Source organism: Treponema sp. OMZ 906, from assembly GCF_024181185.1.
Taxonomy (GTDB): Bacteria; Spirochaetota; Spirochaetia; order Treponematales; family Treponemataceae; genus Treponema.
In genome coordinates this window covers 66,214-79,467 of record NZ_CP051196.1, presented here as the reverse complement: position 1 = coordinate 79,467, position 13,254 = coordinate 66,214, and the positions used below count along the sequence as shown (strand labels likewise).

Genomic DNA, 13,254 nt, shown 5'->3' with positions numbered 1-13,254 from the left:
TTTACGTTTTATCTATAGTATTTCCAATTATCTCTTAGGATTAAAAAATGAAGCGTTTTATTGTCATTTTATTACTATCTTTAGAAATGTTCGTTTTTGCTTTTGCGGATACTCCATATGCGTTATTTGTAGAAAATGACCATTGGATTTATGATGCAATGCATATTTTGTCGGTCGAATCGCGGCAGACGACGCTTGCAGACCGGCAACCGCTTTCTAAGGGTGAGCTTGCCGAATATTTTTCTACTTTTGACAATGCTGCTATACCTCAGGCGAGTGAACCGCTGTACCGTATGATGCACGATTATTTTTCCGGGCATTCGTTTTTGTTTACTCGTAAATATTTTTCATTTGATGTGAACGGCATTTTTGCGCTGCAGGGGCAATATGTACACAACCGTGAAAATGAACCTCGGCTTGATAGTTTTTTACGGTATAATAGAACTCCTGCTATTGTTTCTATCCCAATGCATGTGATGTTTACCCGGTATGTTGATTTTTTTGCTAACCTCAGCTTAAAGAAAAATTACTGGGCTGCGGTATTGTCCTATCCGTATACCAATTTGCCGTTGGAAGGCAATGCCTTTGAAGCTGCCTTTCCTACTCAGGCGGGACTCAGTCTTGGTAATCACTTCTTTAACTTTACCATTGGACGCGGAGCTTTAAATATCGGCAGGTCGCTAGCAGGTAGTATGCTGCTTGCGGATACCGTAGATCGACTGGATTACATAACCGCCTCATTTTTCTATAAGAAGGTACGATTAGCACTGAATGTATTGGAATTAGAGCCTACTCGATTTGTATTTTCTCATGAAGCTTCGTTTCGTCCAATTGATTGGATTACACTCCGCCTTTACGAAGGGATCGTACTTAATGCTCCGTTTGACCCTAAATATTTAAATCCAATGATGATTTTTCATAATTTTTTCGGCTGGCGAGAGAAGACTTTTAATGGAAATGCTTCTGAAGAATCCGGGAAATCAAGTCTTGGTTGCCAATTCGGTGTCGGTATTGATATAGTTCCGATACGAGGTTTGCGGTTATATGGTCAATACGGTCAAAATCAATTTCAAACATCATTTGAGCTGAAAAACTATCCTAAAGCCCGGAATATTCCTAACAGCCTCGGCGGCTTAGCCGGTATTGAGTATATCCATCCATTCAGTTTTGGACATCTTTCCATAACAGGCGAGTTTTTATATGCCAACCCGTGGATGTATATAATGGAAAATAAGCATATCAGTCTCTACCATCGCCGGAAGGATACTGTTGCAGGCAAGGGAATGACAGACTCGTATATCCGGCAATGGGTTGCAAATCCTTATGGACCGGATACAATAGGAGCCTTTTTACAAGTTACGCTAACGGACCCCCAAAAATACCGTGCAAAGCTTGGCTATCGTTTTTTGGTGAAGGGAGAAAACGAAGATAATTTTTTTGATCCCAGTAAAGAAAAACCCGGAAAGCCGGGGATCTATTACCCTGATGCCGATCACTATGAAGCAATAGCACAGGCAAAGACCCCGTATGGGAACCCTGCATATTTTCATACGATTTCGTTGGAAGGCTCATACCGGGTGATAAAACAGCTTGAACTGAATGCGGGGCTGAACTGGACGATTGTATCCGGGAGAAAGAAGGGACACGCGGTGGATATTTATTCTTCGGTTAAATATACGATCCGGTAAAGTCTGCTCATACAGGATGTTCCTGCTTGAGTATATTGCCTGTTTTTGGTAATTTCGTGAAATACTATAGAAATCATTATGAAAAAACGAGGTTATGATGAAAAAGATTTTGTGCGTTGGGCTTTTGTTTGCTGCACTATATATGAATATAGGCGCCCAGGCTGCAGTCAATGTATTTGATCCCTTTTACGAGGATTTGTCGATATGGGAGGGGAGCGGTTTAATTAATGATGCTCCCAATATTCGGCCATATCCTCTGCAAGAGATACAACGTATTTTGCAAATTGTTATTGATACAGGCGATGCCGGTCAGCGGCGGCGGGCTGAAGAGTATTATAACCGCTTTTTTGGAAGAGTCTTTCATTTTGGTGGGTTGGCTGAAATAGCGGTAAAAGCTCCCCAAAAGCAGTATGAATTAAATTTGGCTCCCTTTATGGATATTAATTATTCATTGCATAGACTTTTTACGATTTCCGGAAGGGTGAGTGTTTTTCTGACAAATAAGCTTTTTTCCCAGGCGCTGACTCCGCTCTTTCAATATTCAAAATATGATCTTGCGGATGACGGCGTCTTTGCCGGCAAATTTCTGGTACTGCCGGTATTTAACACAGGGATTGCTTTTGGTACTCCTCAGTATTATGTTACTGCCGGTATTGCACGTACCAATCATGGTCCATTTTACGATAACAGCCTCTTTGTCGGATCTCAAGCAATGCATCAAGGGCAATTTACCTTTGTTGTCAATAAAGAAAAATGGACATATAATCAAGCACTACTTACGTTAACCGCAACAAGTGACCGCGGCGGTAGCCGTAAGCCGGGTAAGTTTTTAGCAATCCATTCATTGAATATACGCCCGCTGTCATGGCTTTCATTTGGGATTGTTGATACGATTATTTATGGTAATCGGTTTGAGCCTATTTACTTACTTCCTTTCTCTGCATTTTTTATCAGCCAAGGGTTGTATGCCTTTCCTGATAATAGCCTCATAGGTGGAACTTTTACGATTAAACCGGTCAAGGGTTTACGATTAGACGGAGCCCTCTATGCTGATGACCTCGGATTTAACGAAATTGTTAAGTTCAAAAAAGATGCTAAATGGCGTATGTCGGGGCAATTCGGCATAAGCTATACCATGCCGAAAACACATTGGTTTTCTTTTGTCGATTTGAATTATACATTTGTATTTCCCTATACATATACGCATTTTGATGGCTCTTCTATAGGCGTACCGAACTATCAGAATTATACCCACAATGGAGTTCCTCTCGGTAGTAATTTGGAACCTAATTCGGATAGAATTCTACTGAAACTAAAGTTCAGGCCGCTCTATGGGTTAGATATTAATGTGTCGAATACTTTTGTCCGCCATGCAAATGTAAATGAAAGTATTACCGATCCTGAAATACTAAAAAATTATATTTCAAAAGACTATATAACTGATGGTTCAACACGTAACCATGCAACTATAACAAATAACTCAGAACCAATAACCCACGCATATCTTTATGCAAATCCTTTTATGCGACAACAGACCATCCAATATGTTAACCAGCTTGCATTGGATATCAGCTGCCATTTACCGATTTTAAAATCAGGCGGGTATATGCTGTTTAAATTCGGCTATGTGTTTGAGGCAAATATCAACCCGGGTGTAGGGCAAAATATCTATAAGGCAACTAAACCCAATTGGTATGGCCAAAAACTTAGTGACATTACTGATGATGATGGCAATACAGGAGAAGTTGCGATTCGAAAAGAAGCCGCCAGACAGCTTGCAGACTGGCGTGCCAAAGCTATCGGCAAGCAGTTCAACCACTATATTCGGTTAAGCGCAGAGTTTGCATATTAGATAGCTATCAGTTTTCCGCTTCGAAAAGATTCGGTACATTTACCGGCAATAACGGATACCGCCGTACCGTCATATACGGAGACGGACGGTTTCCGCCTTGAGCGGATGCAGTCTACAAATGCTTCCATTTCGTGCAGATAAGCCTGTGCGAACCGCTCCTGAAAATTCTCCGAACACTCTTTGCGGACACCGTACCGGTCAAGGATTTCAACCAAGTTCTTTTGCGGTACGGAAGCGATTCGCAGCGTTGCCTTCGTTCCGATAATTTCCGTTTCGACGTTATACCCGTGCGGTGCGGTTCTACCGGCAAAGAGGAAGGCCATTGCATCGTTTTTAAACTTCATTAAGCAGGAGACATTATCACCGTCTTCATACTGAGCAAATTCGGGATACGCATAACAACCGCCGACCGCATAGACCGAAACAGGTTCGCTTGAAAGCATCCAACGGGCAAGGTCGATATCGTGAGAAGACATATCGTAAAATTCGCCGCCGCTGTGCGGGGCAAACGCAATCGCGCCGTCAATACAGCTGATCGGATCCTGACTATACGAGCGGAACAGTATCGGCCGGCCAATCTCGCCTGCATCGATTTTTTCTTTTGCATAGCGGTAGGATTCATCAAAACGGCGCATAAACCCAAGCATAAACACTGCGTCGGGATGGGCTTCTACCGCTTTTTCTGCGAGGCGGCATTCTTCAAGACTGGTACCGAGCGGTTTTTCACAAAACACGTGCTTACCGCGCTCCAAAGCCTGCGCAATCTGTGTACAGTGGAGAGCCGATGGGGAAACAATCGCTACCGCATCAAGATCCTCAATGGCAAGCATTTCTTCAAAAGTCGTACAGTAATGGCGAACACCGAGCTCTTTCCCAACCCTGTGCAGTTTTTCGGTATCAATGTCGCACAAAGCAACCAGTTCCGCGCCCGGGATTCTGGTTGCAATATTTTTTGCGTGTTCAAGTCCTAAGCGGCCTAAACCGACTGAACCTATCCGTATCTTGTCCATTTATTTTTTCCCCTTATTTTTCCGCATATCGACGATAACCGCCGCTACAATGATGACACCTTCGGCAATCTGCTGCCAATAGGAACTGACTGACAAAAGCGTAAGCCCATTCCGCAATACGGAAATAAGCAGAGCTCCGACAACTGCACCCCAAATCGTGCCGATACCGCCGGTATGACTGGTGCCGCCAACCGTTGTTGCGGCAATCGCCGTCAGCTCGTAGCCGGTTGCAGCGGAAGGATGCATACTACCCGCCCGTCCTGCATACACAATAGCTGCAACACCGGCAAGCAGTCCGCAATAGGCATAGATGATAATCAGCGTTTTATTCACATTTACGCCGGAAATTTCCGCTGCCCGTTTATTCCCGCCGAGTGCATAGACAGCCTTGCCGAACTTGGTATTATGCAGCAGTATCCACGAAATGATAATCATCACAACATACACCAGTACCGCAACCGGAATGTATCCGAAAAGCTTGCCCTGTCCGATCACATCAAAGCCGGACAGCAAATTGCTGATCGGCGTGCCGCCCGTATAAACAAGCACAAGACCACGCGCGACGGTATACATACCGAGCGTGGCAATAAACGGCGGGATGTGCGTTGCCGAAATAAGCCATCCGTTCAGCGCACCTGAAGCGGCGCCTACCGATAAGGCCGCAAGGATAGGAACAATAAGCGGCATTTGAGGTAAGTTCGGGAAATAGCGCGGTACAGCACCTGCAACCTGCCCGATGCTTGCCATAATACAGCCCGCCAATGCAAGTACCGAACCGACGGAAAGATCAATTCCCTGTGAGGTGATGACAAAGGTCATGCCGAGCGCCAAAATACCGTAAATGGCCGTTTGGCTCAGTACATTAAAAATATTTGTTAAACCTAAGAATCTCGGATTTAATATCGAGATAACAATAATCATCAGAATGAGCACCAGCACGATACCGTAGGTTTGTATCAGCGTCTTTAACGTTTTTATATCAAAGCGACTTGTCCCTGCTCCAGCCATATCCTTATTCCTCCTCGTAAGTATCAGTATATTTTTTTAAACCGCTAAGTCCGCTTTGTTTGAAGCATAGGCCATAATAGTATCCTGCGTAAGGTTTTTATTTTCGAGGATACCGGTAACATGTCCTTCCGCAACGACGACAATCCTATCGCTCATACCGAGTATTTCAGGCATTTCGGAAGAAACCATAATGATGGCTTTTCCCTGTCCTGCAAGCATGCTGATAAAACGGTGAATTTCAGCCTTTGCACCGACATCGATTCCTCGCGTCGGTTCGTCAAGAAACAGAATATCCGGCTCGGTTAAAAGCCACCGAGCAATGAGAACCTTTTGTTGATTTCCCCCCGATAAAAATTGAATTTGCTGCCCGACACTAGGCGTCTTAATTTCTATCGACCGCACATATTCACTACAATCTTTTAAAATATTCTTTTTATGTAAAAGGCCAAAACGGTTGATATAGCGATTGATGTTGGATATTACGATATTGTCGCTCACCGGCAATACGGGAAAGATGCCTGAAAGCCGCCGATCTTCGGTAAGAAGCGCTATCTTATGTTTAATTGCATCGCGGGGATTTTTAATCTGGACCGGTTTACCGTTTATTTTGACCGTTCCCGCTACAGCGCGGCGGATACCGAAAATAGTTTCGATAATTTCGGTTCTTCCGGCGCCTACCAAACCGGCAAGTCCCAGTATTTCTCCTTTCCGTAACGAAAAAGAAACATCAGTAAAATACCGTCCATCGCTTAAACCTTCTACTGAAAGGATATCCTCTCCGATAGGACAGGGAATTTTAGGAAACATCGTATCAACAGGACGCCCGACCATTTCGGTTATCATCTGTTCCATCGATAAATCTTTCGCGGCATGAGAGGCGATAAAATGGCCGTCGCGGAAGATGCTGACAGTATCTGCAATTTGCGCAATTTCATCCAGCTTATGCGTAATGTAGATAATGCTTTTATTTTCGCTTTTAAGCTTTCTTATAACGGAAAAAAGTTGATCCCGCTCCCGATCCGTTAAGGCGGAAGTCGGTTCATCCATAATGATAAGCTTTGCGTCATAGGAAACCGCTTTCGCAATTTCTACCATCTGCATCTTTGCCACCGTTAAAGTTCCAACTTTCGTCTTAGGATCTTCTTGCAGATGCACCTGTTCCAGCACAGCTTTGGTCATTTCATACATTTTTTTATGATTGACCAAACCGGTTCGGTAAAGCGGCTCCCTTCCAAGCCAGATATTTTCCATAATCGGCCGTTCGGCTACGGGGGAAAGTTCCTGATGGATCATGGATATACCCCACGAAAGCGCTTCCGCTGTCGTGTAGTACTGCGGAAGCTGCTTACCGTCAAAGATAATCTCGCCCGAACTCACCGGTTGAATACCGATAAGACATTTCATCAATGTCGATTTTCCGGCGCCGTTTTCTCCCATTAGGGCATGGACTTCCCCGCGTTTTACATCGAGATGTACGGAATCCAACGCACGCACACCCGGAAAAAGCTTCGAAATATTCTTCATTTGCAAAATATAATTGCCGTCACTCATCCGTACATCCTCCATAGATGATCCGCCTCGTAAAAATAAACAGACCTTTTAAAGGCTCCTTATTTCAATAGTGGAGAATCCTTGTCAACCAATTGGAACGGTACCCACGTTATTTTATCGGGGTTGCCGCCCTTTATCTTTGTGGTGATAACCTTTGCAGCGCCGCCGCCTTGTCCCTTCGCATCCTGAAATACCGTTGCCGCCATCAAACCTTCCCGCACGGCATTCCGCCCGTCAAGCGTTGCATCTACACCGAGAACCAAAACATCTTTTCTATTTCCTGCTTCCAACGCTTTAATAGCGCCGAGAGCCATTTCGTCGTTGTTTGCCAATATCGCATTCAACTTATTTCCGTATGTCGTAATCCAGTTTTCGGTAACGGTAACCGCTTGGTCGCGCTGCCAGTTTGCCGTTTGTTCGGCAAGTACGGTAATTTCGGGGTATTTTGAAGCGAGCACTTCTTTATTACCCTCAGTCCGCTTTAATGCACCCTCATTTCCGAGGATACCGACCAGAATTGCAACGCCGCCCTTTCCTTGCAGCAGTTCTCCAACCCGCTCACCTTGAAGCCGCCCTGCAACGATTTCCTGCGATCCGACATAATACACACCGTCAGGCATACTCTCTTCTTTACCGGCAAAAGGATTTCGGTTGACATAGCAGAGCGGAATACCTGCATTGCGCGCCGCATTGGTGATGGCATCCATCGAACTGGTGTCTACCGGTACGACAATTAATCCCTTAACACCCTTCGCAATAAAGCTGTTTACCTGATCCTGCTGCTTGATGGTGTCCTCGGTTGCATCGTTAACCTCAATATTTCCTCCCGCTTCGGTAATAGCTGCTTTTGCAGCTTCCAGAATATACGTCTGAAAAGTATCATTGAGATTATTGATACAATAACCTACCGTAAAGCTGTCGGTCTTTGTTTCGGATGTCCGAGACGTATCAGCCTCTTTCTTTGCACATCCCAACAACATTGCAGCCGCTACTGTAACATACAACATTCGCTTTGCAAAAGTTTTCATCTTTTCCTCCTAATGTTTCCGCCGATTTGATAAAATCCGCGTACATTTCGCCGATCCATTTTTATATAAACCGGCATTTTTAGATACGTATATGTTAATAGTAGCATTGAAAAATAGTGACGTCAAGAAAAATATTTATAAAATACTCAAAATATACCCATTTTATTGTTAAATATAACAAACTATTGATAAAATATTCCCTTGCAGGAGGAAGAGTAAGGACTTTGATGTTTTGTTTAACTATTGCATTTTAAGGAAGGTATAACTTCTCGGCAACCAAATAGGGTTGCCGAAGTTAACCGTCGAGTTTGCTTACGCAAACATCGCAGATTGTATGTACGCTATCGCGTACTAATTGAACAACTTCCAAAGTTGACACTTTGTTCAGTTGTTCAATTTTAAGGAAGGTTTATTTTCAGCCGCTGAAATAGCGCGGCTGAAAAACACGTCAAGTTTACACAAAGCAAAGTTGCGGATTATATGTGCGCTACCGCGCACGAATTCAACAGTCTCCAAAATTGATATTTTGTTCGGCTGTTGAATTTTAAGGAACGATTCTAGATGCCGGTGTTCCGATACAATCCGCGAGCACAATTTCAACATCATTTTTTTGAAGAGAAATGAGTAAATCGCCTGTCGGCTGTTTATCGGTTATTAGCGCATCAAAATTACTGAAAGAGCTATAGGTTACCATCGATGTTTGATTAAATTTACTGCTGTCTAACAAAAGATATACTTCCTGTGATCGGGCGATAGCAAGTTTCTTTACTACGGATTCTGCCGGAACCGTATTGCTGACTTCCGCATGGGTGCTGATACCAGTTGCCGCCATGAAAGCCTTAGAAATATTATAACTTTTCAAGACCTCAAGCGTATGCGGGCCGGTAAACGAAAGCGTGCTCCTGTCCAGTTCACCGGAGAGGCTAAAAACTTGCAAACCGGTATACGGCACTGCCTGAATGAGAAATTCAAGATTATTGGTAAGTACCGTCACCTGTTTGTTTTGCAGCCCTTCTATCATGTGGCAGGTCGTAGTGCCTGAATCGATAAAGATAATATCTCCATCTTTCACATAATCGCAGGCAGTGCGCGCAATCCGTTTTTTTAGATCAAGATTTTGAACCGTGCGATCGCCAAAGGAAGGAAGCGTTATCCCCTCTTTTGCAACACGTACCCCGCCGTATGTTTTTTCAATTTTCTTCCCCTTAACGATCTCATCAATATCCCGCCGGATAGTGTTTTTTGATACTTTAAAGGCATCACAAAGTTGATCAAGGGTTACCGCTTGATAATGATAAACAAAATTTTCAATTTTCTCCAGTCGCTGTGTTCTCATATTATGAATAATTTAATACCCAATACTACCGAATTGGTCAACTATCCAGCGATGTTCGGGCGCATCGCAGCGGCTTGTCCACGGGTTTCCATCAAGATGCCGAATCATCCAAACATAGGCCATACGGTAGGCAGGAGCCGCAACCTGCGGATGGGTTAATCCGCCCGGGATAGCTGCAAAGCTTTCATGTTTGATTTTAAACACCTCATCCCCGATAAAACAGGCACCAAATCCTTGCGGCTTATCAAATCGATAGTAGTATACTTCGGGCTGTTCATGGGTATGCGGAATAAAGCTTGACCACAGCCCCGCATGGTTAAAGATTTCTCCGATAACCATGTTGGAATACGGAGCCGTGCTGTAATCAAAGATGGTGGTAACCTCCCGCACCGCCGTATTGCCGGGGATATTGGTACCGAAGGTGTTGATTTTTATCGTATCAGGGGTATAGAACACAGGGGTAAAGCTGCGGAAATTTTCCGTTTGCTGTACCAGTACAAGCGAGGGCTGCTCCGCCGTAACGGTTACCGCAGTATTTTTGGGAATATGCAGGCAATAACCGGCATTGTCCCAAGTAGTAGGACGCACGGCGATTTCGGCTTTGTCCTCCCAAGCAAAATGCACGGTACCCTCAAGGAGCAGCACCGCAGTCTCTTGCGCCGAGTCCCGTAAAGAAAGCGTTTGCCCCGCCATAAGCCGGTGAACAGAAATATTCATCAGCATATTTGCATAAAGGCCGTTTGTTTCCGTAAGTATCTGTACCCCGTGTTCGTTAAACGTAGGGTAGCCGAATAGCGATTTTCTATCGTACTTCATAGTCATTACCCCTCCCGCGCAACCATCTCGCCGTATTGTGCTTTACACTCTTTGATAAACTGTCTCACCTTTTCTTCAGACGGCATATCGGCGGAACAGCCGTGACTTGCCACCAAAAGCGAAGCCGAAGCGCTGCCGAATTCAAGACATTCAATCATATCCCAGCCGTTAAAGATACCGAATAAAAATGCCGAAGCATAACCGTCACCGCCGCCGAACGATTTAAGCGCCTTTACCGGAAAGGGTTTAATCGAAAAGTCTTTTCCGTCCTGCGTATACGCCGTCGAGCCTTTTTTCCCGTGCTTAATAACAACGATTTTTGCTTTTTGCGAATGCCAATAGGCTGCCGTCTCTGCATCATTTTTACCCGGCCCTATCAGCCGTTCAGTTAAATCATACTCTTCACGGGAACCGAGTATGACAGTACTTTCGTGCGCAACGATCGAATAATACAGTGCGGTTTCATCCTCGCTTTTCCAGTTATAGGGACGGTAGTCAATGTCGAAAATAATCGGTGTATTGGTTTTCTTTGCAAACGTAACCGCTTTCAACATCGCTTCACGGGAAGGGCTTTGCGCCAATGCGGTACCGGAAATAAGCACTGCCTTTGCCGATTGAATATAGTCTTCGTGAATATGCTCCGTAGAAAGCGATAAGTCTGCCACTTGATTGCGGTACATCAGAATACTACTTTCGTGTTCATTGAGGATTTCCGTAAAGGTAAGACCGAGTTTTTCTCCGTGCGTTGTCCGCACCATTTGGGAGATATCAACCCCTTCTTTTTGAAACGTGTCGGTAATAAAGGTACCGAACTGGTCATCGGAAACGGCTCCTACAAAGCCGGCTTTTTTCCCGAGGCGAGCAAGTCCGACTGCAATATTCGCAGGGGAGCCGCCGAGATATTTTTTGAACGAAACGCAATCCTGCAGCGGATGGAAATAATCAATAGGGTTTAAATCGACGGTTGCCCGTCCAAACAACACGAGATCCAGCGGTCGAGACCGGTCAAAATCAATATACATCAGCCTTTCTCCTCATTATTAAAAACCGCGATGTGGCGAAGAACATTTTCGTATACGCCTTGCACGGCGGCTTCATGTATGTCGAAAAACATTGGCGTACCATGTTGAGCGCAATAAGCGCGTATACTGTCCGCAGCAGCATCAAAATTTGCCGTTGCAATGTTAACCTTCCGTATACCACAGTTTATACACCGCCTGAAATCTTCATCGCTGATGCCGGTACCGCCGTGCAAAACCAGCGGCACCGGTGTCAGTGCACGTATTGTTTTAAGCACCTCAAAATCAAGTTGCGGCGTTCCTCGATAATGGCCGTGCGCATTCCCGATAGCAACGGCAAGTGCATCAGCCGGGGCGCGGCTTAAAAATACCCTTACGGTTTCGGGATCGGTAGTAATGGCCTTTTTTTCGGCGCCGCCTTCGCTGCCGCCGATTGTTCCCAACTCCGCTTCGACGCCTGCGCCGTATTTTTTTGCTGCGGCAAGCGTCTCATTCGTTATTGCAATATTTTGTTCCAGCGGAAGCGCGGAACCGTCAATCATGACGGAAGTAAAGCCGTAGTCGAGTGCGTTTTTGATGACATCAAGGGTTTGTCCGTGGTCAAGATGCACTGCTACGGGTACCTTTGCGGCACGGGCGGCGCTCACCATCATCGGTGCGATTAGATGGAACGGGGAATAGATCAGCCGCGCCTGCGCAATTTGAAGAATAATAGGGGTATTTGCCGTTTCCGCCGCCTTTATCGCACCGATAATCATTTCCATATTGGCAACGTTAAAGGCACCTACCGCCTCATTATGTTGTTCAGCCTCCCGCAATAAATCAGTCATCAGCGCTAATGCCATGCCGGTTTCCGCCTCTTACTTTATTTCCGATAAAAGTACCGGACGGTGTTCTTTTAAGGAACGCAACGCTGCGGCGGCGATCAATACCGGCTGCAATCCGTCGTTAATGTCAACCGGTACGGGGCTGTCCTGCTCAATTGCCTGTACGAACATACGCACCTCTTTTGTAAAGGAAGCCATATACCGTTCAAGGAAAAAGTAGAGCGGCTTTTCGGTATGGATACCGGTTTCACTGCTCAGTATGAGCGATGAGTTCGTGTCGTTAGAAACGCTTGCTTGGCCTTTCGAACCGAACACCTCCGCACGTTGATCATATCCGTATACCGCCTTGCGAGAATTGTCGATAACGGCTAAGGCGCCATTCGCCATTTTAAGCGAAATAATGGCCGTATCTATATCGCCCGCTTTCCCGATAAGCGGATCTACCAGCACAGCGCCGTTTGCAAACACCTCGACAACATCGCTTGCGGTTAAATAGCGTACCATATCGAAATCATGGATAGTCATGTCGAGGAACATGCCTCCTGAAACGGCTGCGTATTCGGGCGGCGGCGGTGCAGGGTCGCGAGATGTAATGCGTACAATATGCACATCGCCGACATCTCCATTTGCGACGGCGGCGCGTACCGCTTCAAAATTATGATCAAACCGGCGGTTAAAGCCTACTTGATATTTAAGTTTTGTTCCTTTTAATTTTTCCATTACCTGACGGATTTTTGCAATGTCTTGAGACACGGGTTTTTCGCAAAACACATGCTTACCGGCTGCGATTGCCTCAAGCGAGATGTCTGCATGAGTGTTCGTTGATGAGCAGATTAAGACCGCATCAATTTCGGGGTCATTTAATATCTTTTTATAATCTTTTGTGCAATCGGACACACCGAGCACGCGGAGCGAGGCTTCGGTCTCCTCATTCATAAAAGGATCGGCAATCGTTTTAAGCCGCACCGATGTAATGTGATTCATAATACTTTGTGCATGAACCTTTCCGATTCTTCCTGCACCGATAATGCCGAGAGAAATCATTTTCTTCAGCCTCCTTACTATTCTGACACAAGTATACTATAGGTTTTGGGTAAATTCAAGCAATAAATTGATAAA

11 protein-coding genes are annotated in these 13,254 nt (G+C 45.1%); 2 read left to right on the top strand and 9 right to left on the bottom strand.

Annotated features, from left to right (window positions below):
* Positions 1-47 precede the first annotated feature (47 nt).
* Together E4N69_RS00350 and E4N69_RS00345 are read left to right on the top strand one after the other, a co-directional pair.
* Positions 48-1,688, top strand: a complete 1,641-nt coding sequence (locus E4N69_RS00350; RefSeq protein WP_253824114.1) for a hypothetical protein — start codon at positions 48-50, stop codon at positions 1,686-1,688.
* A gap of 97 nt (positions 1,689-1,785) precedes the next feature.
* Complete coding sequence (locus tag E4N69_RS00345; protein ID WP_253824113.1) at positions 1,786-3,540, top strand: hypothetical protein; 1,755 nt, start codon at positions 1,786-1,788, stop codon at positions 3,538-3,540.
* On the opposite strand, the gene iolG (E4N69_RS00340) is transcribed toward E4N69_RS00345, so the two are convergent.
* The 9 genes from iolG (E4N69_RS00340) to iolG (E4N69_RS00300) form a co-directional block, all read right to left on the bottom strand.
* Positions 3,537-4,550, bottom strand: coding sequence for an inositol 2-dehydrogenase (gene iolG / locus E4N69_RS00340; RefSeq protein ID WP_253824112.1), 1,014 nt, complete (start codon positions 4,548-4,550; stop codon positions 3,537-3,539). The genes E4N69_RS00345 and iolG (E4N69_RS00340) overlap by 4 nt on opposite strands.
* Entirely contained in the window at positions 4,551-5,558 is a 1,008-nt protein-coding gene (locus E4N69_RS00335; RefSeq protein WP_253824111.1) for an ABC transporter permease, read from the bottom strand. It abuts the gene before it with no gap.
* 36 nt (positions 5,559-5,594) lie between these two features.
* Positions 5,595-7,124, bottom strand: coding sequence for a sugar ABC transporter ATP-binding protein (locus tag E4N69_RS00330; protein WP_371922353.1), 1,530 nt, complete (start codon positions 7,122-7,124; stop codon positions 5,595-5,597).
* Between the two features lie 44 nt (positions 7,125-7,168).
* Entirely contained in the window at positions 7,169-8,137 is a 969-nt protein-coding gene (locus tag E4N69_RS00325) for a substrate-binding domain-containing protein (RefSeq protein WP_253824110.1), read from the bottom strand.
* A gap of 544 nt (positions 8,138-8,681) precedes the next feature.
* Entirely contained in the window at positions 8,682-9,473 is a 792-nt protein-coding gene (locus E4N69_RS00320) for a DeoR/GlpR family DNA-binding transcription regulator (protein WP_253824109.1), read from the bottom strand.
* A gap of 12 nt (positions 9,474-9,485) precedes the next feature.
* Positions 9,486-10,289: a 5-deoxy-glucuronate isomerase gene (locus E4N69_RS00315; RefSeq protein ID WP_253824108.1), complete on the bottom strand. Its 804-nt coding sequence runs from the start codon at positions 10,287-10,289 to the stop codon at positions 9,486-9,488.
* Positions 10,290-10,294: 5 nt separating this feature from the next.
* Positions 10,295-11,311 carry a 5-dehydro-2-deoxygluconokinase gene (gene iolC / locus E4N69_RS00310; RefSeq protein ID WP_253824107.1) on the bottom strand — a complete coding sequence of 339 codons (1,017 nt, stop codon included), beginning with the start codon at positions 11,309-11,311 and terminating at the stop codon, positions 10,295-10,297.
* A complete protein-coding gene (locus tag E4N69_RS00305; RefSeq protein WP_253824106.1) occupies positions 11,311-12,153 on the bottom strand; it encodes a ketose-bisphosphate aldolase in 843 nt (280 codons plus the stop codon). Before E4N69_RS00305 ends, iolC begins: the two co-directional genes overlap by 1 nt.
* A gap of 15 nt (positions 12,154-12,168) precedes the next feature.
* Positions 12,169-13,179 (bottom strand): inositol 2-dehydrogenase, encoded by a 1,011-nt coding sequence (iolG, locus tag E4N69_RS00300; protein WP_253824105.1) that lies wholly within the window; start codon positions 13,177-13,179, stop codon positions 12,169-12,171.
* Positions 13,180-13,254 lie beyond the last annotated feature (75 nt).